The 22,834-nt window shown below is 64.9% G+C and carries 22 protein-coding genes; 2 read left to right on the forward strand and 20 right to left on the reverse strand.

Annotated features, from left to right (window positions below; genetic code table 11):
• Positions 1–14 precede the first annotated feature (14 nt).
• Positions 15–929 carry a LysR substrate-binding domain-containing protein gene (locus DFP86_RS10320; RefSeq protein WP_133680855.1) on the reverse strand — a complete coding sequence of 305 codons (915 nt, stop codon included), beginning with the start codon at positions 927–929 and terminating at the stop codon, positions 15–17.
• 101 nt (positions 930–1,030) lie between these two features.
• Here DFP86_RS10320 and DFP86_RS10325 point away from each other — a divergent pair, with 101 nt between their 5' ends.
• Positions 1,031–1,792 (forward strand): sulfite exporter TauE/SafE family protein, encoded by a 762-nt coding sequence (locus DFP86_RS10325; RefSeq protein WP_133680857.1) that lies wholly within the window; start codon positions 1,031–1,033, stop codon positions 1,790–1,792.
• 132 nt (positions 1,793–1,924) lie between these two features.
• Positions 1,925–3,634 carry an NAD-dependent malic enzyme gene (locus DFP86_RS10330; protein WP_133680858.1) on the forward strand — a complete coding sequence of 570 codons (1,710 nt, stop codon included), beginning with the start codon at positions 1,925–1,927 and terminating at the stop codon, positions 3,632–3,634.
• 11 nt (positions 3,635–3,645) lie between these two features.
• On the opposite strand, the gene DFP86_RS10335 is transcribed toward DFP86_RS10330, so the two are convergent.
• From DFP86_RS10335 to DFP86_RS10425, 19 genes are all read right to left on the reverse strand, one after another.
• Positions 3,646–4,968, reverse strand: a complete 1,323-nt coding sequence (locus tag DFP86_RS10335; protein WP_133680860.1) for an SGNH/GDSL hydrolase family protein — start codon at positions 4,966–4,968, stop codon at positions 3,646–3,648.
• Between the two features lie 185 nt (positions 4,969–5,153).
• Positions 5,154–5,930 carry a CDP-diacylglycerol diphosphatase gene (locus DFP86_RS10340; RefSeq protein ID WP_133680862.1) on the reverse strand — a complete coding sequence of 259 codons (777 nt, stop codon included), beginning with the start codon at positions 5,928–5,930 and terminating at the stop codon, positions 5,154–5,156.
• Positions 5,931–6,004: 74 nt separating this feature from the next.
• Entirely contained in the window at positions 6,005–6,553 is a 549-nt protein-coding gene (gene cobU, locus DFP86_RS10345; RefSeq protein WP_133680864.1) for a bifunctional adenosylcobinamide kinase/adenosylcobinamide-phosphate guanylyltransferase, read from the reverse strand.
• A 10-nt stretch (positions 6,554–6,563) separates the two neighbouring features.
• A complete protein-coding gene (locus tag DFP86_RS10350) occupies positions 6,564–7,103 on the reverse strand; it encodes a histidine phosphatase family protein (RefSeq protein ID WP_133680866.1) in 540 nt (179 codons plus the stop codon).
• 4 nt (positions 7,104–7,107) lie between these two features.
• On the reverse strand, positions 7,108–8,142 hold the full coding sequence (gene cobT / locus DFP86_RS10355; protein WP_133680868.1) for a nicotinate-nucleotide--dimethylbenzimidazole phosphoribosyltransferase: 1,035 nt from the start codon (positions 8,140–8,142) through the stop codon (positions 7,108–7,110).
• Between the two features lie 11 nt (positions 8,143–8,153).
• Positions 8,154–8,924: an adenosylcobinamide-GDP ribazoletransferase gene (locus DFP86_RS10360; RefSeq protein WP_133680940.1), complete on the reverse strand. Its 771-nt coding sequence runs from the start codon at positions 8,922–8,924 to the stop codon at positions 8,154–8,156.
• A complete protein-coding gene (cobT, locus tag DFP86_RS10365; RefSeq protein WP_243729360.1) occupies positions 8,924–9,961 on the reverse strand; it encodes a nicotinate-nucleotide--dimethylbenzimidazole phosphoribosyltransferase in 1,038 nt (345 codons plus the stop codon). The genes DFP86_RS10360 and cobT (DFP86_RS10365) overlap by 1 nt, the downstream gene beginning before the upstream one ends.
• Entirely contained in the window at positions 9,961–11,271 is a 1,311-nt protein-coding gene (locus tag DFP86_RS10370; protein WP_133680870.1) for a cobyrinic acid a,c-diamide synthase CobB, read from the reverse strand. The genes cobT (DFP86_RS10365) and DFP86_RS10370 overlap by 1 nt, the downstream gene beginning before the upstream one ends.
• A complete protein-coding gene (cobO, locus tag DFP86_RS10375; RefSeq protein ID WP_133680872.1) occupies positions 11,271–11,873 on the reverse strand; it encodes a cob(I)yrinic acid a,c-diamide adenosyltransferase in 603 nt (200 codons plus the stop codon). Before cobO ends, DFP86_RS10370 begins: the two co-directional genes overlap by 1 nt.
• On the reverse strand, positions 11,870–12,955 hold the full coding sequence (locus DFP86_RS10380; protein WP_133680874.1) for a CobW family GTP-binding protein: 1,086 nt from the start codon (positions 12,953–12,955) through the stop codon (positions 11,870–11,872). Before DFP86_RS10380 ends, cobO begins: the two co-directional genes overlap by 4 nt.
• A complete protein-coding gene (gene cobJ, locus DFP86_RS10385; RefSeq protein ID WP_133680876.1) occupies positions 12,952–14,484 on the reverse strand; it encodes a precorrin-3B C(17)-methyltransferase in 1,533 nt (510 codons plus the stop codon). The genes DFP86_RS10380 and cobJ overlap by 4 nt, the downstream gene beginning before the upstream one ends.
• Entirely contained in the window at positions 14,484–15,251 is a 768-nt protein-coding gene (locus tag DFP86_RS10390; RefSeq protein ID WP_133680878.1) for a cobalamin biosynthesis protein, read from the reverse strand. The genes cobJ and DFP86_RS10390 overlap by 1 nt, the downstream gene beginning before the upstream one ends.
• The gene (gene cobM / locus DFP86_RS10395) at positions 15,252–16,049 is read right to left on the reverse strand and encodes a precorrin-4 C(11)-methyltransferase (protein WP_133680880.1); all 798 of its coding nucleotides are present in this window, start codon (positions 16,047–16,049) and stop codon (positions 15,252–15,254) included.
• Positions 16,046–16,783 (reverse strand): precorrin-2 C(20)-methyltransferase, encoded by a 738-nt coding sequence (cobI, locus tag DFP86_RS10400; RefSeq protein ID WP_133680882.1) that lies wholly within the window; start codon positions 16,781–16,783, stop codon positions 16,046–16,048. Before cobI ends, cobM begins: the two co-directional genes overlap by 4 nt.
• Positions 16,780–17,913 carry a cobalt-precorrin-5B (C(1))-methyltransferase CbiD gene (cbiD, locus tag DFP86_RS10405; protein WP_133680884.1) on the reverse strand — a complete coding sequence of 378 codons (1,134 nt, stop codon included), beginning with the start codon at positions 17,911–17,913 and terminating at the stop codon, positions 16,780–16,782. Before cbiD ends, cobI begins: the two co-directional genes overlap by 4 nt.
• Positions 17,910–19,454 (reverse strand): precorrin-8X methylmutase, encoded by a 1,545-nt coding sequence (locus DFP86_RS10410; RefSeq protein WP_133680886.1) that lies wholly within the window; start codon positions 19,452–19,454, stop codon positions 17,910–17,912. Before DFP86_RS10410 ends, cbiD begins: the two co-directional genes overlap by 4 nt.
• Positions 19,451–20,161, reverse strand: coding sequence for a cobalt-precorrin-7 (C(5))-methyltransferase (locus tag DFP86_RS10415; protein WP_133680888.1), 711 nt, complete (start codon positions 20,159–20,161; stop codon positions 19,451–19,453). The genes DFP86_RS10410 and DFP86_RS10415 overlap by 4 nt, the downstream gene beginning before the upstream one ends.
• Positions 20,158–20,919: a uroporphyrinogen-III C-methyltransferase gene (gene cobA / locus DFP86_RS10420; RefSeq protein ID WP_133680889.1), complete on the reverse strand. Its 762-nt coding sequence runs from the start codon at positions 20,917–20,919 to the stop codon at positions 20,158–20,160. Before cobA ends, DFP86_RS10415 begins: the two co-directional genes overlap by 4 nt.
• Positions 20,916–22,832, reverse strand: coding sequence for a putative cobaltochelatase (locus DFP86_RS10425; RefSeq protein ID WP_133680891.1), 1,917 nt, complete (start codon positions 22,830–22,832; stop codon positions 20,916–20,918). The genes cobA and DFP86_RS10425 overlap by 4 nt, the downstream gene beginning before the upstream one ends.
• Between the last annotated feature and the right edge of the window lie 2 nt (positions 22,833–22,834).

The following is a 22,834-nucleotide window of genomic DNA, read 5'->3' on the forward strand; positions in this document are numbered from 1 at the left end:
GCAGCGGTGGCGGCTTATTCGCGTGGCGATGCGGTGAAGTTATAGCGCTTGACCACGTCCAGTACGGCTTGGCGGAAATCCAGCGTGATTTCGGAGCGCAGGCTGGCGCGCGGGTAGGCCAATACGTAGCCGTAAGTGGGGGCGGGCTCGAACGGCCGGATGGTGACGCCGTGAGCTTGCCATACCGCATAGGCGAACGGCTCGACGATCGAGATGCCGATACCGTTGGCCACCATGGCATAGCGGGTGTGCGAATTGTTGGTTTCTACCGTGTAATGCGGGTGAATGCCGGCTCCCTCGATAATCGAGCGCTCGGCGCCGAACGACAGCGCACCCTTGGGCAGCCAGCCGATGACGTTTTCGCCTTCCAGATCCTGCGGCGTGATCACCGACTTGGCGGTCAGCGGATGGTCGCTCGGCATGGCGCACATCACCTTGGTCGCGAAAATCGGTTCGATTTCGATTCCGGCGATTTCGGCGAATTCCAGCGACAGGGCGACGTCGGTCTTCATGTCCTGAAGCCGCGACATGAGTTCGCCCATGCTGCAGGGGTCGACCTTGACCACCACGTCCGGATGCGCTTGGCGGAACACCTTGAGTACCAGCGGCAGCAAGGTGGTCGATAAGACCGGCAAGCAGGTAATATTCAGGCTTTCCGAGGCTTCGCTGCGGATCGAATCGGCCACTTGCTTCAAACGCTCGAGGCCGAGGAAATTCTCTTCCACCGCGCGATAGAACCGCAAACCTGCCACGGTAGGCTCTAGCCGCCCCTTCTCGCGACGGAACAGCGCGAAGCCCAGATCCTCCTCAAGGTCGGAGATCAGGCGGCTGATCGCCGGCTGGGTGATTTGCATGCGCTTGGCGGCGGCTGTGCCGGTGCCAGTGATGATCAGGTGGCGGAAAGCTTCAATCTGTCGGAAACGGATCATGGTGAGGTCAAATATCGCGTTCGGTGCCTGGGAATCAGGCATGGCTTCATATGATATATCAATTATCGTAAATTATTTCTTTTTGTTAACCAATTATTGTTATGAGCGCAACTTTCCACTCGTTGTCCGCCTTGTCGTTGATCGGTCTGGCCGGCCTTTATGCCGGCACGCAGAACGTATTGGCCGGCGGCGGCTCCTTCATTACCTTTCCGGCTCTGTTGCTTGTCGGACTCAATCCCTTGGCCGCCAACATGACGTCCACCATTGCGTTGTTCCCCAGTCAGATTACCTCGGCTATCGCCGGGCGTCGGCTGGTCGAAGGCGTGGGTGCGCTACGTTTCCGTCAGCTGTTTCTGCTGAGCCTGGCGGGCGGCGTGCTTGGCGCCGGCTTGTTGCTGTCGACGCCGGTTAGTGTCTTCACCCATCTGGTGCCTTGGTTGGTGCTATTCGCCACCCTGGTTTTCTTCTGGGGTAGTTTCTTGCGCAAGTCTCGGCCCGCCGGTGTGTCGCACCTGTCGAACGGCACGCTATTGGCGATCCAGGGGGGCATCGCGCTCTACGGCGGTTACTTCGGCGGCGGTATCGGCATTCTGATGCTGGCCGCGTTGACCGTGGCCGGACAGCAGGTGCGTACCGCCACCGCCACCAAGAATGCTTTGGCCATGACCATGAACGCCTCGGCGGTGGCGATTTTCGCTTTCTCGCCGCAAATCGATTGGCTGGCCGTATTGGCACTCGGCATCGGCGGCGTGGCGGGGGGCGTACTCGGTAGCTGGCTGATGCACCGGTTACCCGAGAAATGGCTGCGCGGTTTCGTCGTCGCCGTCGGCGCGGCCCTGTCTTGCTGGCTGTTCATCCGCTAACGCTCAGGCCTATCGATCGTCGAGAGACCTTGGTGATGAGTTTGTGTTGTTGCTTTATGCAAAATCCGCATGGGGTCTGATCGCCCATTTGTCCGAAAATAGACGGATATCGCCTTGATGAAAGAACACAGCATGCCAGCCCCACTACCCTTGAGCATCGAAACCGAACTGCGCGAGTTCGAAGTCCTATCCAATCCGCTGCTCAACAAGGGAACCGCCTTTACCGAGGCCGAGCGCGACGAACTGCATCTGCACGGGTTTCTGCCGCCCTCGATACAAACTTTGGAAGAGCAGGTGGCGCGGCGGCTGGAGGCTTTGCGTGCCTTGGGCAGCGATCTGGATCGCTATGTCATGTTGCGCGATCTGCAAGACAGTAACGAGACCCTGTTCTATGCGCTGTTGACGCAAAACATCGAGGAGATGCTGCCGCTGATCTACACCCCGACCGTGGGTGCCGGCTGCCAGCGTTTCAGTCACTTGTATCGCCGGCCGCGCGGGTTGTTTCTCAGTTATCCGTACAAGCATCTGATCCGCCAGATCTTGGCGCACCCGCATTTCGATGCGGTCGAAGCCATTGTCGTGACCGACGGCGAGCGCATTCTCGGCTTGGGCGACCAGGGGGCCGGCGGCATGGGCATTCCGATCGGCAAGTTGGCATTGTACGTCGCCTGTAGCGGGTTGAACCCGCGCACCACGCTACCGATCATGCTGGACGTCGGCACCGACAACCCCGATTGCCTGGCCGATCCGCTCTATGTCGGTTGGCGCCATCAGCGCGTGCGCGGTGCCGAATACGACGCTTTCATCGAAGAGTTCGTCAGCGCCGTGCGCGAACGCTGGCCGCATGTGCTGCTGCAGTGGGAGGACTTCGCCAAGCACAACGCCAATCGGTTGCTCGGCACTTATCGCGATGACTTGTGCACCTTCAACGACGACATTCAGGGCACGGCGGCCGTGGCAACCGGCACCTTGCTGGCCGCCATCAACGTCACCGGCGTTGCGCTCACCGAACAGCGTATCGCGGTGGTGGGGGCGGGCTCGGCCGGCTGCGGTATCGCCGCGTTGATCCATCGCGCTCTGGTCGAGGCCGGCCTGAGCCCGGCCGAGGCCGACCGGCGCTTCTGGTTGGTCGACCGGCAGGGTTTGTTGGTCGAGGGAATGCCGTCCGCCGTCGGCCTGGAATCGTTCCAGCAACGATTTGTCCAGCCGGCCGGCGCCATTGCCGACTGGTCGCCACGCAACTCCGACCGCATCGATCTCTTCGACGTCATGCGCCACGCGCGGCCGACCGTGCTGATCGGCGTTTCCGGTCAACGTGGCGCTTTCACGGAGGAGGCGGTGCGCGAAATGGCCCGCCATGTTGCGCAGCCGGTCATCTTCCCGTTGTCGAACCCCACCGCCAACAGCGAAGCGCGGCCGGCCGATCTGCTTGCCTGGACGGCTGGGCGCGCGATCGTCGGCACCGGTAGCCCGTTCGAACCGGTCGAGCGCGACGGTCGGCCGTACAAGATCGATCAGACCAACAATTCCTACATCTTCCCCGGCGTCGGTCTGGCGGCGGTGGCGCTGAAGATTCGCACCATCCCCGACAGCCTGTTCATGGCCGCCGCCAAGGCGTTGGCCGCCATTTCGCCGGCACGCGCCAATCCACGCGGCAACCTGCTGCCGCCGGTGAGCGACTTGCGCCGCGTATCGTACAGCGTGGCGCTGGCGGTCGGCTTGCGGGCCTTCCACGAAGGACTGCTGGGCGAATCGATGACGCTGGATCAGATCGAAGCGTGTATCCGCGCCCATGTATGGGAGCCGCGCTATCCGATCCTGCGTCACGTCGCGCCGGACTAAGCGTTCGGACCTCAGCGCCGCGTGAGCGACGCCGAGTTGCGCAAGAAGGCGGCAACGTATTCGGCCAGTTGGGCATGCGTGCGCGCACTCGGATGTAGAGGATCCCAGAACAGATAGCGGTCGGCGTTGACGCAAGCCGGTTGCGGCGAGTGCCGCTGCATATAGCGTAGCGAGGTGTCGGGATCCGCCGAGGTGTCGAGGCAGCTGTCGCTGACATTGTCGACCTGATAGCGCGACGGGTGGGCGATGATGTCGTCGAACAGCGTATGCATATCGAACAGTTGCAGCGAGACACCGGCGCCGTAAGTCTTGCTTAGCTGCCCCAGCAACGCCGCCAGCAGGGCGTTGAAGGTATCGACCTGGGCGGTCAGCTTGGCGCCGTTGCCGCGCGTCTGCACCAGTGGCGTGCGCGCCAGATCGGGCAGATTGAGCACCACCAGATGACGTGCGCCTTGGTCGAGCAGCTGCGTCAGCGTCGCATGCACATCCTCAATGACCTTCTCCGGCGTACGGTCGTAATTGATCAGGTCGTTTCCGCCGATCCACAGCGTAAACAGCGTGCGCTCTGGCCGATAGCCCGGGTCGGCACGCGCGTATTCCCGCCATGACGCCACTTGCTGGCGCACCCCAGGCAATACCAGTACCCGATCGCCGGCCGCGCCGCCGATCGCCCAGTTGTATAGCGGCAGATCCAGTAGTGTCGCCAGCCGTTCCACCCAGACCGGGCCATTGCTGAAGCGGCCGAGGAACCAGGTCGGATTTTGCGGTGCTTTCCATTGCGAGATCGCATACATATTTTGCGTATCCGACAGGCTGTCGCCGAAGGCCACCATCCGCTCGATACCGGTGCCGGGTGTCAAACTGGCCAGGGACCAGATGGCATGGTTGTACGACAGCGCGTTATTGGCGGCGGCGACCAGGACCGGCTCTCGACCGCCGGCATCGAGAGCCAGCGTTTGCCGGCAGATCCGTTGCAGCGTCGGCTGCGCCACCTCGCTATAGAACATCGATTGCCAGGGTAGGGCGCCGCCCGAACGCCATACGCCCTGGAGCCGGTAGTAATCGCCCGAAACCTGGTCGCGTCCCCAGACGTAGCTGGTGTCGGGCTGGTTGGGGTCGAGGCTCTGGCGGTAATAACAGCGTAGATAGGTGAACGTGGGCGTGTCGATGGCCTGCGACGCCGTGCGCGGCTGGCGCTGGGTTTCGTCGATGCTAAGCGGTCGCGCCGGCGACAAGATGCCGTCGAAGCGAGCGTTGGGCGGCGAGGGCGGCGTGGCGGCCAGTACGGGCGCATTGAGTAGGGCCAGACACAGAGGGGCGATCCATGGCTTCATCGGCAGATCCGTTGAGTGAAAGCCTATGTGGGCTATTTTTGGTTGGGTAAGGGATGCGGCTATGCTGATTGCATGGTGGGGAAGTTCGCGGTGTACGGCGACTGGCTGGCTGGCCAGGGAAGGCGGGGCGGAGGCGACATGCGCCCCGTTTTGTTGGTCAGGCTAAGGTTGATGGGGCCATTGAGTCACTGCTGATGCAATACCGTACAAGCGTGATCCTGCACATCGCCTTCCGACGAGGCGAAATCGCCATGAACCACATCCGCCTTATCCGCCAGCAGGTAGAAACCCTCGCGTCCGTCGGCAAAGCGCGCGCCCACGACCGCCAGCGTGTAATCGCCCATGGCGGCGCGCGCCTGCGGCAATTGGTCGGCGACTTCTTTGAACAGCTCGGTGCCGTTCAGATTCGCGCGCGCGAGGCGCCGCGCCCAGTAGGCATGGCCGTTGAGCCCGCCGGGTAGCGGCTGCCAGCTTTCGCCGATCTTGGCCTGTTGGGCGGCGAGCTGGCTTTTGAGTGCGGGAACGACACAGGAAATATGGATGTGAAGCTGGTTTTGGCTACGGCCCTGGCTTGAGTTGATGGCGAGTGCCACGTCGCTGCGATCGATCTGCCGGCCGTATTTGCGCGCCATGTAGTCACGTGCTTGCCAGGCCAGGGCAAAGAAATCCGGTACCTTATCGGTCAGCAATAGCGGGCTTTCGATGCCGGTGATCTTGGCCGTGGGCATCAACAAATACTGCAACGGGCCGTTGCGATCCTTGAACACCACATAGCCGTGCGCCTCGTCAGGGCGTAGCGCCACTTCCGCGCAGGGTACCGGCTGGCCGTGCTGGCGCTGATTCGGCACGCACTGCTGGCTCACGATGCGCCATAGCGCGTCGGAATCGGCGCTGGCGGCGAGCGGTGCCAGCAGGGCGAGTGCGATCGACAGGCGCCGGATGGCGCGGCAAAGCTTGGGCATGACGGTCTCCACGGTTGAATGAATGGGTCGGTGGGTTTTGTCGATTATCGCGCAAGACGCCCGCGCTCGGCGCGTTATGCTTTCAGCGTGAGCGGCAGGCCGGCGATCAGCATTTCCACGCGTTGGCAGCATTGCGCCACTGCTTGATTGAGCCGGCCGGCTTCGTCGGCGAAGGTGCGCGACACGGCGCCCCAGGGAACGATGCCCATGCCAACCTCGTTACTGACCAACAGCACCTCGCCCGGCAAGGTCGGCAAGGTGGCCAATAGCGCCGCGCGCTCGGTGTGAAAACGTGCCGGCAGTTCGATGTTGCCGATCTCCGGATAGACTTGCCCGTCGGCGAACAGCAGGTTCGACAGCCATAGCGTCAGGCAGTCGACCAAGATCAGATTGTCCGGCCGGCTTAGCGTGGCGAGGGTGGCCGCCAATGCCAGCGGCTCTTCCACCGTCTGCCAGTGCGCCGGGCGCTGCTGGCGATGGTGCGCGATGCGCGCCGCCATTTCCTCGTCGTGGGCTTGCGAGGTGGCGACGTAGATGACTTCCTTGCCGCTGGCGATGGCCGTGCGTTCGGCCCTGGCGCTTTTTCCGGAACGGGCGCCCCCCATGATCAATACACAACTCATGTATTTCCTCTCAGTCGCGCCGCAGTGACAGCGGCAGTACCGCGCCATACTCGATATGGTGCGCTTCCGTTGCCGCCGCGATGACGGGCAAACCCCGGTTCAGAACGTCGAGCAGGCGGATGGTGCCGGCGTGGCAGATGACCGCGGCCTGTGCCAACCGGCTGTCCAACAGCATGTCGCGAAAGGCCGCGACGCGCTCGGCCATTTGCGTCAGGCTCTCGCCATGGCCGGGCCTGAAGTGCGTCAGATCCTGCACCCAGGCATCGACCTCGCGCCGCTCGATGTCCTGCCAGCGGCGCATTTCCCATGAGCCGAAGTCCATTTCCATCAAACGGGCATCGTAGTGTACTGCGCCCGGCGCCAGTGCCTCGGCCAAGCGCGCACAGCGTCCGAGCGGGCTGCTGAACACGGGGACATCGGGCGGCAGCACCGTCATGATACTGGCGGCGGCTTCCGCTAGTATCGCGTCGGCGACCGCCAGGTCGGTCCGGCCGTAACAGACGCCGGACTCGACCATGGGGCGCGGGTGGCGGATCAACCAAACGTGCATGGTTTTACATGCATTGCTGGCTGACCGCGGCCGACTCGAAAGTGGCCATCTGGCGCAGGAAACTCACCGCAGCCTGAACGATCGGCAAGGACAGTGCCGCACCGGTGCCTTCGCCTAGGCGCAGGTCCAACTGCAGCAGCGGTTTGGCGTTAAGCGCGGCCAACATGCGGGCGTGGCCGCTCTCGTTCGATGCGTGGGCGAACACGCAATAGTCGAGGATCGCCGGCGCTATGCGCGCCGCCACCAACAAAGCGCTGGTGGTAATGAAGCCGTCGATCAATAGCAATTTGCGCATGGCGGCGGATTGCAACATGGCACCGGCCATCATGGCGATTTCGAAACCGCCGAAAGTGGCCAGGACGCTTTGCGGGTCGGGCAGGGCGCCGTGCTTCGCCACCGCCGCCTCGATCACTTTCTGTTTGTGGACGATGCCGTCCGGTGTCAGACCGGTGCCGGCGCCGACGCACTCGGATACCGGCACGTCGGTCAATTTATGCATCAGTGCGGCGGCGGCGGTGGTGTTGCCGATACCCATCTCGCCAAAGCCGACCACATTGCCGGACACATCGCGCGCCAGCGCCATGCCGCGCGCCAGCGCCTGCTCGCATTGTTCGGTGCTCATCGCCGGCCCCTGGGCGAAATTGGCGGTGCCCGGCGCCACTTTACGGTCGATCAGACCGTCGCGCGCGCCGAAATCGTGATTGACCCCGGCGTCGACCACGTGCAGTGCGCAGCCGGTCTGGCGTGCGAATACGTTGATCGCCGCGCCGTTGGCCAGGAAATTTTCCACCATCTGCCAAGTAACGTCCTGCGGATAGGCGGAGATGCCCTCGGCGACCACGCCGTGATCGCCGGCGAACACCAAGATGGCCGGATCGACGATGTCGATCTCGATGCGCTGCTGGATCATACCCAGTTGTTTGGCCAAGGTCTCCAATCGGCCGAGACTGCCTACCGGCTTGGTTTTATTGTCGATGGCGTGTTGCAGGCGCGCGGCCAGCTCGGCGTCTTGGGTCGGGGTAATGTGCGGAATCTGCATCGTGATGTTCCTTAAGGGGTCAAGGTGGCCAACAGGCCAAGATAAATCGCCACTTCGCTTACTTGCTGCACGGCGCCCAGGCAGTCGCCGGTATAGCCGCCGATGCGGCGTAGGAATAGCCGGACCAGCCATAGCGTTGCCAGCAGGGCCAGTGCGAGCGCCGCGCAGAGCGACCGGCCGCTCAGGCCGAGCCGCCATGCGAGTGCGAGCGCCGGTAATAGACCGCTGAGCACGGCTAAAGCGAAATCGCCGCCGCTCATGTGCTGCGCCACGGCGCGCGCCTTGCTCTCCCCTGGCCGGGCATAGTCGAGTCGCCAAATCAGGATGGTGGCCATGAAGCGCGAAACCGGATGCGCCAACAGCAAGGCCGGCACCAGCGCCGGTACCGGCAGCGTGGTCAGACAGGCGAATTTCAGCCCGAGCAGCAACAGCATGCCGACCAGGCCGAAACTGCCGACGCAGGAATCCTTCATGATGGCCAGCACCCGGTCGCGCTCCCAACCGCCGCCGAACCCGTCGCACACATCGGCAAAGCCGTCCTCGTGCATGGCGCGCGTCAGATAGGCCCCGGCCGCCATCGACAGGGCGACGGCCACCGGCAACGGCAGCCAAAGATGCGCCGCGGCGAAGGTGCCGGCCGTGAGCGCGCCGATCAGCAAGCCGACCAGCGGAAAGAAGCCCGCCGCGTGCCGCAGCCAGTCGGCCTCGAAGCCGACCCAGCGCGGAATCGGCAGGCAGGTGAAGAACTGCAGCGCGATGAAGAAGCGGCGGATCGCTTGCATCACGCCAACGCCTCGCTGACCGCCGCGGCTTCGAAGGTGGCCATCTGGCGCAGGAAATTCACCGCCGCGTGCACATAGGGCATGGCCAGCGCGCAGCCGGTGGCTTCGCCAAGGCGCAGATTCAGGTGCAGTAGCGGTTCGACGCCCAGGTGGCGCAGCATCTGCGTGTGGCCGTGCTCGTCCGAACAGTGCGAGAACACGCAATAATCGATCAGCGCCGGCCGCAGCTTGAGCGCCACCAACAACGCGCTGGTGGCGATGAAGCCATCGATCAAGACCACCATGCGCCGGCGGGCGGCCTGGATCATGCCGGCCGCCATCATGGCGATTTCGATCCCGCCGTAGGTGGCCATGATGTCCATCGGGTCTTGCGGAGTGCCGTGCCGCGCCAGTGCGCGCTCGATCACCCGCTGCTTGTGGGCGATGCCGTCACGGTTGAGCCCGGTGCCGGCGCCGACGCATTCGGCCAGCGGGATGCCGGTCATCAGGTGCATCAAGGCGGCCGAAGGCGTGGTGTTGCCAATACCTTTTTCGCCGAACGCCACCACATTGCCGGCCAAGCCGTCCACCACCGTCATGGCGCGCTGCATCGCCAGTTCGCACTCGGCACGCGTCATGGCCGGCTCGTTGACGAAATTGCGGCTGCCGCGCCGCACCTTGCAGTCGATCAGCCCGGGACGAGCACCGAAATCGTGGTCGACGCCGCCGTCGACGATGTGCACTTCGAAGCCGTTCTGGCGTGCCAGCACGCTGCTGGCGGCGCCGCCGGCAAGGAAGTTCTCCACCATCTGGCGCGTCACGCAGGGCGGATACAGCGAAATCCGCTCGTCAGTCACGCCGTGATCGGCGGCATAGATCACCATCGCCGGTCGCTCGACGGTGACGTCGACCGTCTGTTGGATCAGCCCGATCTGCAAGGCCAGCGTCTCCAGGCGCCCAAGACTACCCAGCGGTTTGGTTTTGTTGTCGATGGCGGCTTTGAGCCGGGCGCTTAGCGCCGCATCGGCGATGGGGGAAATCTGCGGAATCAACATCATCACGTCCTTGTGCCGAGAAACAGCCGGCTCACGGCCAGCGGATTGGAAGGAAACCAGGCGTGCAGGTAGCTCGCCTGTAGGTTGTCTTGACGGTAAAACGCTTCGCCCGCCGCGCCGCCGACCGCGCGGGTGGCCCGAATTTCGACTTCGAGCGGGGTGTGCAGCGTCGAGTAATGAAAGGTGTGGCCGCGCAGGATCTGTCCATCGAGTTCGATCTGTTGCAGGCCGAGTGCCGCCAGCCGTTTGCCCATTTCGGCGTGGCCGGGCAATAGCCCGAGTAGCGGCGCGCTCCGGCCATGCTGGTCGACCAGTCGTTCGAACAGATACAACATGCCGCCGCACTCGGCATAAAGCGGTTTGCCGGCCCGGGCATGGACGCGAAGCGACTCGGCGCTAACGCGATTGTCGGCGAGCCGGGCCAAATGCAATTCCGGGTAACCGCCGGGTAAGTACACCGCGTCGCAGGGCGGCAATGCCTGGTCGGCCAGCGGCGAGAAAAACGTCAGTTCGGCACCCAAGTCGCGCAGGCATTGCAGATTGGCCGGATACAAGAAGGAGAAAGCGGCATCGCGCGCAATGGCGATGCGTTGTCCGGCCAATAGCGCAGGCACGGCGGGCAGTTCGGCCGGGGCGAAGGCCACCGCCGGCGGCAGGGTCGCCAGTGCGGTGTCCGCCATCTGGCGCGCCGCCCGATCCAGTCGGGCCTCCAAGTCGTCGATCTCCTGGGCTTGCACCAGCCCCAGGTGCCGTTCCGGCAGTCCGATGTCGTCCTGTCGGGCGATATATCCGCTATATGGGATAAAGTCGGGTAATCCTTGCTGCAGCATATCGGCGTGGCGGCTACCCGCAACGTGATTGGCCAGCACGCCATGGAAGCGCAGTTGCGGCCTGAGCGCGACCAGGCCCAGCGCCACGGCGCCGAAGGTCTGCGCCATGCCGGCGGCGTCGATCACCGCCACCAGCGGCAAGCCGAAATGCTCGGCCAGGTCGGCGCTCGACGGTGTGCCATCGAACAGCCCCATGCTGCCCTCGATGAGGATCAGATCCGCTTCGGCGGCGGCGCGGTAGAGCCGGGCGCGGCAATCCGCCTCGCCGGTCATCCATAAGTCCAACGATTCGACCGGTGCGCCCGAGGCACGCTCCAGAATGTACGGGTCGAGGAAGTCCGGGCCGATCTTGAAGACGCGCACGCGCCGCCCTTGGTCGCGATGAAAGCGCGCCAAGCCCGCGGTCAAGGTGGTTTTGCCCTGGTGCGAGGCCGGGGCGGTCATCAGCAGTGCCGGGCAGTGGCGCGTTAGGCTCGTCTCCATCAGAACTCCACGCCGGCTTGGGCTTTGATGCCCTGTTCGCGGTACGGGTGTTTGACGAGTCGCATTTCGGTCACCAGATCCGCCGCCTCGATCAGCGCTTCGGGCGCATGCCGGCCGGTCACGACGACATGCAGATTGGCCGGCCGCGTGGCGAATTGATGCAGCACTTCTTCCAACGGCAGGTACTGGTACTTCAGGATCACGTTGAGCTCGTCGAGGATCAGCATGTCGTACTCGCCGCTATCGAGCATGGCGCAGGCTTGTGCCCAGCCCTGGCGCGCGGTGGCGATGTCGGCTTCGCGATTCTGGGTGTTCCAGGTGTAGCCCTCGCCCATGGTGTGAAAGTCGCAGTTGTCGAAGCTGTCCAGTATGTCGCGCTCGGCGGTATAGAGCGCGCCTTTGATGAACTGCACCACGCCGAGCCGCATGCCGTGGCCGACCGTGCGCAATCCCATACCGAAGGCGGCGCTCGATTTGCCTTTGCCGGTACCGGTGTGCACGATCAGCAAGCCTTTTTCCTTGGTCGCGGCGGCCTTTTTCTTTTCGAAGCCGGCTTTGCGTTTCTGCGTCATACGCAGGTGGTCTTGCGGTTCGGTTTTCATCGCCATGTCGTCCCTGTCAATTCGCGCAAACGCTCGACCACGCTCGCCCGGTTCGGGTGGTAACCGATAAACACCAGCTGTGCCTGGCGCGCCGGCGTCGCGGCGGGCGCATGCGTCAGCTCGATGCGGGTGCGCACGCCCTGAATCAATAGCCGCCCCAAGCCATCGATCGGCATGGCGAAACCCTTGATGCGCAATAGCGGCTGCTCGCGCGCGATGGTGGCGACCGCGGCGCGTAGCCGCTCGCCATCCTGCGCGTCCGGGCTTTTGATGGTGAACGACTGCCAGCCCGGGTCCTGTTCGTGGAAATGCTTGTGAGTCGCCAAGCCGTGGCTGTGCGCTGCGCCGCCGCCATGGCTATGGCCGTCGAGCGCCGTCTGGTCGGTCAACGGCCGGAAGCCCGGTCCCGGCATGCTGGCGATCGGACCGTAATGGCGTTGCCGGTCGGCGCCGGCCTCGTGCAGGTGCAGCCCAAGGGTCAGCCGGGTGTCGAGCTTGGCCTCGAAGGCCAGCTCGATGAAACGGATCGAGGGCGAAGCCGCGCGCACGCGGCTTTCGGCCGTCAGCAGCGCCTGGTCGTCCAGCGCGTCGATCTTGTTCAGTACCACGATATCGGCGCACGACAACTGTTGTTGGAACATGTCGCCCACCGCGCCGGCGGCGAAGTCGTCGGCAAGCAATAACGGGGTGTCGACCACCGCCAGCGTGGCATCGAGTACGAAGTAGGGCGCGAGCTCAGGGCTTTGCAGCCGCGCCATCACCGCGCTGGGGAGCGCCAGCCCAGATGTTTCGATCAGTACGTGGTCGACCAGCGCGCGCCGCTGCCAGATGGCCTGCATCGCCGGCAGAAAATCCTCGTCGTCGTCATAGGCCACCAGCCCGTGGGCCAGGTCGTGGATCTCGACCTGTTCCGAGTCGGTGTCGCGCAACAGTGCGCCGTCGATCGATACTTCGCCGAACTCGTTGACCAGGATCGCCAGTCGGCGCTGGCGGCTTTGCCGGATCAGGCTCGCGAGCAGCGTGGTCTTGCCGGCGCCGAGAAAACCGGTGACCACCGTGACCGGAATGCGCGGCTGGCTCATGCAATGACCTCGGTCAACACCGCTTCGATGCTATCGGCCTGGGCCGGATAATCGACACGCGGCCGCTCTACCACGATGAACGGGATGCCAAGCGCCGCGGCGGCTTCGGCTTTGGCGCGATAGCCGCCGGCTTCGCCCGACTCCTTGCTGACCACGCAATCGATACCCCAATCGCGCCATAGCGTTTCGTTTGCCTCGCGCGAGAATGGGCCTTGCATGGCGCACAGATGGCCGCGCGGCACGCCCAGATCCAACGCGCGCTGCAACTGCTGCGGATCGGGCGCCATGCGCAGGAACCACTGTTTGTCCGACGCGCCAGGCGCTTGCATGAAGCGCCCCAGGTCTTTCGAGCCGGTGGCGAGGAAAATGCGCGAGCCTAGCTGCATGGCCAAAAGCGCCGCCTGATCCATGTCGGCCACGCGCCGCGCCGGGAATTCGTCGACCAGGCTCGGGCGCTCGAAACGCAGGTAGCGCAGGTCGAGCTGTTGCGACAGCTCGATCAGCTGTTGCGAAATCTCGCTGGCGTAAGGGTGGGTGGCGTCGATAATGGCGCGCGCACGCGACTGGCCCAACAGTTCGCGCCGACGTTCCAAGCCCAATCGACCGGATACGGTGGTGACATTCGGACAATTGAGCGCGGCCTGCTCGGCGCCGTACTCGCTGGCGCTGGATACCACCACCGCCTGGCCGGTCTCGGCTAGGCGCTGTGCCAGCACATTGCCGTCGCTGGTGCCGGAGAATACCCAGACGGCCTCGGCGGGCAGCGCTTCGGCCTTGACGGTTTCCGGCGTGTCCTGCCAGTTGCCGTAACCGCGCGGGGTGAAGATCCAGTCACGTTTCTTGCGCGTGAAACGGTTGCCGATGACCAGCGAGGTGAACATATCGAACTGACGCGTGCGCAGTTCGGCCAGCGTCAGGATTTCGTGGCTCTGGTCTTCGCGGTAGGCGTTGCGCACGATGCCGCACATCGTTTCCGGCCGCTTATGCTCCAGCATGATGTCCAGGATGCGGTAGACGCCTTCCTGGCGCTGGCGGCTCTGCACGTTGTAGAACACCGCCGCCAAGTCGGCCTGGGCGATATGGCGCGCGCGGTTTTCGATCCAGCTCCACGGGCACAGCAGATCCGAGAGCGAAAGCGTGGCGAAATCGTGCGATAGCGGCGAGCCGAGTACCGAGGCGCAGGCATTGGCCGAGGTGATGCCCGGGATCAGTTGCACTTCGAAGCGGTCGCTTTCCAGCATATCCTCGAAGGCCAGCGCGGCCATGGCGTAGACGCCGATATCGCCGCTGGACAACAGCGAGACGGTATGGCCGGCGCGCGCCTTCTCCAGCGCCAATTGCGCCCTGGCGCGTTCCTGGGTCATCGGCGGCGTGTGAATTTCCTTGCCGTCGACCCAGGGCCGTACCCAGGTCAGATAAAGCTCGTAGGAGACGATGACGTCCGACGCGGCCAGCGCCTCGCGCACCATCGGCGGAATCAGTTGCGTGGTGCCCGGGCCGACCGAGACAAGATAGAGTTTGCCGCTCATTATTGGGGAAGTTCCTCGTTAAAGCTGTCTTCGACGACGGCGACCGTGACGCCGTCGTACGCGATTTTCGGGGTGATCAGCCGGCCGCGCGGGCTGGCGATCAATGCACAGGGTTCGCACACGCCATCGACGCCGACGTTGTGCCGTACCCAGTCGGAGGGCGCGCCGGTCCAGCCGCGGGCCGCAACGTCGGCGCGTGCGATGACGCGCAACGGCAGATCGTGTTGTGCGCAGAAGTCCAGCAAGCCGGCCTCGTCGGCCTTCAGGTCGATCGTGGCGACTTCGCGTACTTCGGCGAGCTGGCGTGCGCCGAGCGCCGAGCGCACGGCCTGTTCGATGGCGTCCCGGCTTTTGCCGCGCCGGCAGCCGATGCCGAGCGTCAAGGGCTTGAGCGCCTCGCTGGCGGTGGTGATGGCCGGTATGGCGCCGGTGGCGCGCGCCACGGCGTAAGCCAGGGCGTTGGCGCCCCCTTCGTGGCCGCACAAGAGTGGGATGGCGAAGCGTGCCGCTTCGTCCAATACCACCACCGCCGGGTCGGTCAGCTTGCTTTGCGGCAGACCGTCCATGTAGCGCACCGCGATGCCGCTGGCCATCACCAGCAGCCATTGCCGGTGTTGGCGCCAAGCTGCGCGGAACTGTTTGCCCGGCGTCAATCCGCCATCCGCAGCCAACCAAGGCCGGTAGATCGTCCCCCCCAGTGCCGCTGCCAGCCGCTGACCCAGCGGCTCGGCCTCGGGGCGCACCAGCCAGATGCCGAGTCCGTCCACTTAGGCTTCCTCGGCGCGGGCGACCTTTTGCGCCTTGCGCTCGGTACTGTCGCGGAAAATATGGGTATAGCCGGCCGAATACAGGCAAGACTCGACCCCGGTTTCGCTAGACAGCGCCTCGCCAACCAACAACAGCGTGGTCAATAGCCAGTCCTTCTGCTTGATCTCGGCCAGCAGTGCACCCAGGGTGCTGCGATGGGTCGATTGATCCGGCCAGCTGGCGCGGCGCACCAAGGCCACCGGCGTGCTGTCCGGGTAGTGCTTGCGCAGATCGGCGATGGTTTCCTTCAGTCGCTGGCCGGAGAGGAAAATGCACATCGTGGCGCGGTGCGCGGCGAACCGCTCGACCGATTCCAGTTCCGGCACCGCCGAGGCGCGGCCGGATACGCGAGTGAGGATGATCGACTGCGATACCTCGGGCTTGGTCAGTTCGCTGCCCAAGGCCGCGGCGGCGGCGGTGAAGGACGACACCCCCGGCACGATTTCATATTCGATGCCCAGCTTCTCCAACCGGCGCATCTGTTCGGCGGTGGCGCCGTAGATCGCCGGGTCGCCGGAATGCAGCCGCACGACATCGGCGCCGGCATCGCGTGCGCGCAGATAGCAGGCTTCCTGCTCGTCGAGCGACAACTCGGCGGTATCGAATAGTTCGGCGTCTGGACGGCAATGCTGCAGCATATCGCGCGGCACCAGCGATCCGGCGTACAGCACCATCGAAACCTGACCCAGCAGACGGGCGCCGCGCACCGTGATCAGATCGGCGGCGCCGGGGCCGGCGCCGATGAAATATACTTTCATGAATGTCTCTTTTCTCGCGCCGTACGGCGGATCAACAGGGTGGACAGGTAGCCGATGGCGTCTTCCGGATCGAGCGTGTCGACGCGCTCGCATAGCACCTCGTCGGCCAGGCCGATACGGCGGGCATAGGCGCAGTGCTCGGCGATGCCGAGCCGATCCAAGAGCGCCAGCACCTCCGGCAGGCGCTTGCCGATTTTCATCAAAATCACGATGTCGTGGCTGGCGATGTCGTCCGCCAATGCCGCCATATCGTCCGGGCAGGGCAGGATCAGCATGCGCTCCTTGCCTTCGCCCAGCGGCCAGGACAGCGCCGAGGCGGTGGCGGCGAAACTGGTGATGCCGGGCCAGGTCTTGTGTTCGGCCGCGGGCAGCATCTCGCGCACCGCCGCGAGTAGGTAGCCGTAGGTGGAGTAGGTCATGGCGTCGCCGATGGTCAGATAGGCCACCGTATGTCCCTGGCGCAGCTCGTCGACCACCTGGGCCGCCAACTCGCCGTAATGGCGCGCCAGCACGCTGCGATCCGGGTCCATATTGAATTCCACCTCGCGAAAACGCGACGGATCGATGTCGAGTCCGGCCAGCGTCTGGCGCGCAATGGAAATGTCGCTCGAGCGCGCGCGCGGTAGGTAGATGATGTCGGCGCTCCGCAGGTCGGCCAGTGCCGCCACGGCGATCAGGCCCGGCGTGCCGGGGCCGACGCCCACACCGATAAAACGTCCCAGCGTCTGGCTCATGCCGCTTCTCCCAATGGGGTGCCGTCCATGCTGAATAGGCGGACAGAGAGCCGGTCGACGCTTGGTACGCGCGGCTGCATCATGGCGGCCAGATGCGCTTCCAACGCACACCAGAAGGCATGGGCGCGCGCGTCCGGCTGCAGTATTTGAATCACGTTTTCCACAGTATTGGCTTTCTCGATCTGTAAAACGATATCGGGCTCGAAGCCCTGCGCGGCGGCGAATTGCGCCACGCCGCGCATGGCCATGCGACTTTTGCTGGAGTGGGTGTCCCACGAGCCGTCCAATAGCTTGGCAAGCTTCCCTGGGTGACCCAGCATCCACAGGGCGCCGAGCCGGGCTTGCTTTTCGCGCAGGATGGTTTCGGTCTGGTCGAGCGAGTCGCCGATGAAGTTGGCGATCTGCACCACCTGGTGTTTTTGCAGCTGCAAGGTGTCGGCGGCGAAGCCGCGGCCGATTTTCCCCGGCGTAAGCGCGATGGCCGGCGGCGGCGCGTCACCCAGCGCCACGCGGATGTACACCTCGATCGAGGCGATCCAGGCGGCGAGCGACATCGGCTCGACGATGCCGCTGGTGCCGAGAATCGAAATGCCGCCGACGATGCCGAGCAGCGGGTTGAACGTGCGCTTGGCGATCTTTTCGCCATCGACGCAACCAATGGCCAGGTCGAAGCCCGGGTCGAGTCGGCCGGCCAGCACTTCCTCCACCGCCCAGCGCATCATCTGGCGCGGCACCGGGTTGATCGCCGCTTCGCCGGGCGGAATGCGCAGGCCCGGCGCGGTGACGGTGCCGACGCCCTGGGCCGCCAGGTAGCGTAGCGTGCCGGTGCCATTCGGCCGCACCTCGGCGAAGATCGTCGCGCCGCGCGTGGTGTCAGGATCGTCGCCGGCGTATTTGACGACCTCGGCGCGTACGCCGCCATCGCTTAAGGTCTGTACGCCGGCGACCGGTACCGGCAGGTAGAAATCCGGATCCGGCAGGCTGACCTCGACCGCATCGACCGTGACGCCATCCAACAGTCGCAACAACGCGGCCTTGACGGCGGCGGTGGCGCAACTACCGGTGGTGCGTCCGCGCATCAGCCCGTTCGGGGCCGGTACGTCGAGGTCGAAGGCGCGGCGCGTATTCATCCTGCCTGCTTCTCCAGATACACCGCTTCGATCGCGGCGATCATCAACGCGTTGACCACGGTGGCCGCCCAAGGCGACCCGCCGCGCGTGCCGCTATTGGTGATGCGCGGCACCTGCATTAATTTTTTCAACGCGTCCTTGCATTCGCGCGTACCGACGAAGCCGACCGGCAGGCCGACCACCAATTGCGGACGCCAGCCGTGTTCGCGCACCAAGCGCACCACTTCCATGATGGCGGTCGGCGCATCGCCGATGGCGATCACCACGTCGTTGCCGAACTTTTCCCAGGCGCGGCGGATACCGGCGGCCGAACGGGTCAGCCCGTGCGCTTCCGCCATCAACCGCGTTTCCTCGTCGTGCACGCCGCACCAGGTTTCCACACCCAGTTGCTTGAGTACCACGCGCTTGAGGCCGGTTTCGACCATGGTGACGTCGGTGACCACGCGCTGACAGCGCAACAGCGCGCGCATGCCGATTTCGGCCGCCCCCGGCGAGAAGAACATCTCGTCGACGCAAGTGAAGTCGCCGGTGGTGTGCACCAGACGCTTGAGCGCCAGGTGCTGGTCGGGCGGGAAGCTCGACCAGTCGCGGCCTTCGGTGATGATGCGCATGCTTTCCGCTTCGATCGGGTGCGGTTGATAGCGCGGCCAGGCGATCTCGGCCGGCGTGCTGTCGGCGCGCGCCTTGAGATGGTGCGCGCGTTGCGGCAGGCCGACCTTGTGTTCCATGCCGACGATCTTGACCCGGTACTGGCACAGCGCGCAGTTCATATTGGCGTCGCCGGCCACACCCTGTTCGGCGCGCTCCAGTAGGACTTCGGCCACGCGGCTGTCGACGCCCAGATAGCCGGCTTTGCGGATCTCAAGCTCGGGGTGGCGCTCGGCCAGATCGTCGGCGGCGCGATAGATGCGCTTGACCAGTACGCCGTCGAACAAGAAATAAGGCAATACGATCAGACGTTTGCAGCCCAGACGCGCCGCGCTTTGCAGGCCATCGGCCACCAGCGGTTCGGCGGTGCCGGAGTAGCAGACGAAGACGGCGCCGAAGCCCATGCCTTCTTGCAACATGCGCGCGAGTTTGGCGACGTCGCCGTTGGCGTCCGGGTCGGAGGTGCCGCGGCCGACCACCACCAGGCAGGTGTCGGCGCGCGCCACCGTTTCGGCCGATTGGGCTTCGGCGGCGACGATGCGTTCGCGGCAGACCGCCAGCAGGGTCGGGTGCAGATTCATGGTGGCGGCGAAATGGAAGCTCGCCGTCGGATAGTCGCGCGCCAGCGTCTGCCATTCGCTCGGCAAATCGTTTTTGGCGTGCATGGCGGCCAATAGTACCGCCGGCACCATGACGATACGCTTGGCGCCGGCGTCGATCAGCTGTTGCGCGGCGGCGCCGATGGTCGGTTCGGCGAATTCGAGAAAGCCATGCGCCAGTGCCGGGCGTTGCGCGCGCATCAGTTCGGTCAGTTGCATGAATTCGTCGATGCCGTCGGGGTCGCGGCTGCCGTGCCCGGCCAATAGCACGGCGTAATCGTCGCGCTCGCTCATGCCGAGACTCCCGGCGGCGGTTCGATCTGGCTTGCCATCGGCGTCTTGCAACGGATCAACATGATGCTCATGTCCGAACAGCGGTGCTCGGCGCATTCGGCGAGCGTGCCGTGCCATTCCGCCTCGTTGCGCGTCAGGTTTTCCCATACCTCGGTTTTCAACTCGGGATCGATGCCGTTTTCCAGCAGGTAGGCGGCGATGTGCCAGGGCATGAAGGAGCGCGCTTCATCCCACGGGCAGGGGATCACGATGGCGTTGCGCTGGTCTTGCAATACGTGCACCAGGTGGCGCTTGAACGGCGTCAGGTCGCCGCGGCGATGGAAGGTGATGAAGCTGGTTTCGTCGAAGCAGACCTTGGCGCGCGAGGCCAGTACCTGGGCCGAGGTAATGCCGGGCATGGTTTCCACCGGGTGGCCGCAGGCGCGTTCGACCCGTTCCAGATATTGGAAGCCGCTGAAGTGGATATCGCCCATGAAAACCACCACGCAGCGCTTGCCGGCATGATGCATGGCGGCAACGATATCGAGTTGCGCCACCTGGTCGCGGTAGCCCATCTGTACGATTTCGGCCGTGGCGGGGATCAGGGGGCGCACGACATCGATCACGGCATTGAAGCCGGCCACCACGTCGGCGTTGGCCAGCAGCTCGGCCGAACGTCTCGGCAAGTATCCAATGTCGCCGGGGCCGGCGCCGATGCAAATAATCATGTCAATTCCTTGTGTTGCGTCGATGAGATAACCGTTTTTGCGCGGGCCAGGCCGACTGTCTGGCCGATGATCAACAGCGCCGGGCTGCCGATGCCCCGGCGCTCGACTTCAAGCGCCAGGGTGGCGAGGCTCGCCAGCGCTTGGCGTTGTTCGGGGCGCGTGCCGTACTGGATGGCGGCGGCCGGCGTGTCGCCGGACAGGCCGCCGGCCATCAGCGCATCGGCGATGTGGCTCACATGATTGAGCCCCATATAGATGACCAGCGTCATGGCGCTGCGAGCCAGGAGGGCCCAATCCGGCTCGTCGCCGTCTTTGTGGCTATGGCCGGAGACAAAGGTCACGCCGTGCGCGCAGTGGCGATGGGTCAACGGGATGCCCAGCGTGGCCGGGACGGCGCTGCCCGATGTGATGCCGTTGACGACTTCCACGTCGATGCCGGCCGCGCATAAGGTCTGCATTTCTTCGCCGCCGCGACCGAAAATGAACGGGTCGCCCCCCTTGATGCGCGCCACGGTACGGCCTTCGAGCGCGGCGGCAAGCATCAATGCCTCGATCTCGTGCTGTGCTGCCGAGTGCGCACCGCAACGCTTGCCGACGTGCACCACTTCCACGTCGGGTGCGGCGAACTGCAGCACCTCGGGGTTGGCCAGGTCGTCGATCAAGACGAGGTCGGCCTGCTTGATCAGGCGTACCGCCTTCAGCGTCAACAGTTCTACGTCGCCGGGGCCGGCGCCGATCAAAAATACCTTGCCCGTCATCGGCCAAGCCTTTCGCGAATCGTTAAAGACAGATACTCGCCAGTGAGTTGATCCAGTGGCAGGTATTCGGCGGACAAGGCCTGGGCGAGTTGTTTGGTTTGCCCCAGGCGCACAAAGCCGGTTTCGGTGTCCAGTACCAGTGCGGCGTGGCCGGCCTCGGCCAGTTGCCGCGCGGTGGCCAGCGCTTCGCGCCACGGGTCCTGGCCTGCCGTCAGCGCCACGTTGGCGCGACCGTCGGACAGAATCACCAATAGCGGCGCCAGTTGCTCCGGGCTGCGCGCCAGCACCTCGCCGGCCAGCGCCAACGCGTGCGGCAGCGGGGTGCGCCCGCCGGTGGGGAGCGATTCCAGGGCCGCGTGCGCTTGTTCCACTTGGCGTGTCGGCGCCAATACCAATTGCGCTTCGTTGCCGCGGAAGGCGATCACGCCGACCTGGTCGCGGCGCTGATAGGCGTCCGACAATAGGCCGAGCACGCACCCCTTCACCGCCGCCATGCGTTGTGCGGCCGCCATCGAGCCCGAGGCATCGACCACCAGCAAAATCAGATTGCCCTGCTGGCCGACGCGCTCCTTGCGGTGCAAGTCGGCGCGGGTCACGGAAAACGCCTCGGGATTTCGCATCAGGGCGTGGCGCAGCGTGGCGTCGAGCGCCAACTGATCGGGCGCCTCGTCCGGCACGGCGCGCACGTAGCGGCCGGTCGCGCTGTGTTGCGCTTGGCTTCGTCGGCCGCTGGCGGCGTTCGTGCGGGGCTGGCTATCGACTTGCAGCTGGCCGACCTGCGCCGGCGCGGCGGCGGCGATCATGGTGTCGCCGCCTTCCCCCTGATCTGGCTCCGCGTCCTGCTGCGGATCCTGGGGTTCGTCGGCATCGTGCTGCGGCGCCGGTTCGGCGCTCGGCGGCGTTTCTTGATGGCGTTGCAACAGTTGTTCCAGTTTTTCCTGATCCAGACCGGTCTGCTCGAACGGTTTGTGGCGGCGGCGGTGCGGCAGCACCAGCAGTGCGGCGTCGCGCACGTCCAACGCCGTGACCTGCGCACGCCCGGCCAGGGCGGCTTGAGCGCGCGCGGCTTTGTACAGCACGATGTCGGCGCGCAGGCTGGCAACCTCGAATTCGCAGCATAGCTCGCTGATAAAGGACAGCAGGCTATCCGGCATTTGCGTGGCTTCCAGATGGGCGCGGGCATGTGCCAGGCCGGCACGCAAGGCATCGCCATCGGGCTGCCACCGCCGGGCGAAGCCCGCCGGGTCGGCCTCGAACGCCAGGCGGCGGCGCACCACCTCGCTGCGCTCGGTCGGTTGCTGCGGCGCGCTGACATCCACCATCAAGCCGAAACGGTCGAGCAACTGCGGTCGCAGATTGCCTTCTTCCTGGTTCATGGTGCCAATGAGCGAGATACGTGCCGGGTGCGTCAACGACAGGCCTTCGCGTTCCACGGTGTTGCTGCCCATGGCCGCGACATCCAGCAGAACGTCCACCAGATGATCGGCCAGCAGATTGACTTCATCGATATACAAGATGCCGCGGTGCGCACGCGCCAGCAGACCGGGCTTGAACGTTTGCCGGCCCTTTTGCAATGCCGCCTCGAAGTCCAGGCTGCCGAGCACGCGGTCTTCGGTGGCGCCGAGCGGCAAGTTGACGAAGGGCGCCGGCGCGTCCTGCGCCGCTGGGGGCTTCGCCGAGCAGACCGGGCATTCGGCCAGCGGCGAGGCCGGGTCGCAGTTGAAGCCGCAGCCCGCCGTGCGCGCAATATGCGGCAGGAGCTCGGCCAGGCCGCGCGCGGCGGTGCTCTTGGCGCTGCCCTTGTCGCCGCGGATCAAGACGCCGCCGAGCGTCGGGTCGACTGCGCACAGCAACAGCGCCTGTTTGAGCTGTGGCTGGCCGACGATGGCGGCAAAGGGATAAACCAGTTTCATCG

This window comes from Paludibacterium purpuratum (assembly GCF_004363805.1).
GTDB lineage: Bacteria > Pseudomonadota > Gammaproteobacteria > Burkholderiales > Chromobacteriaceae > Paludibacterium > Paludibacterium purpuratum.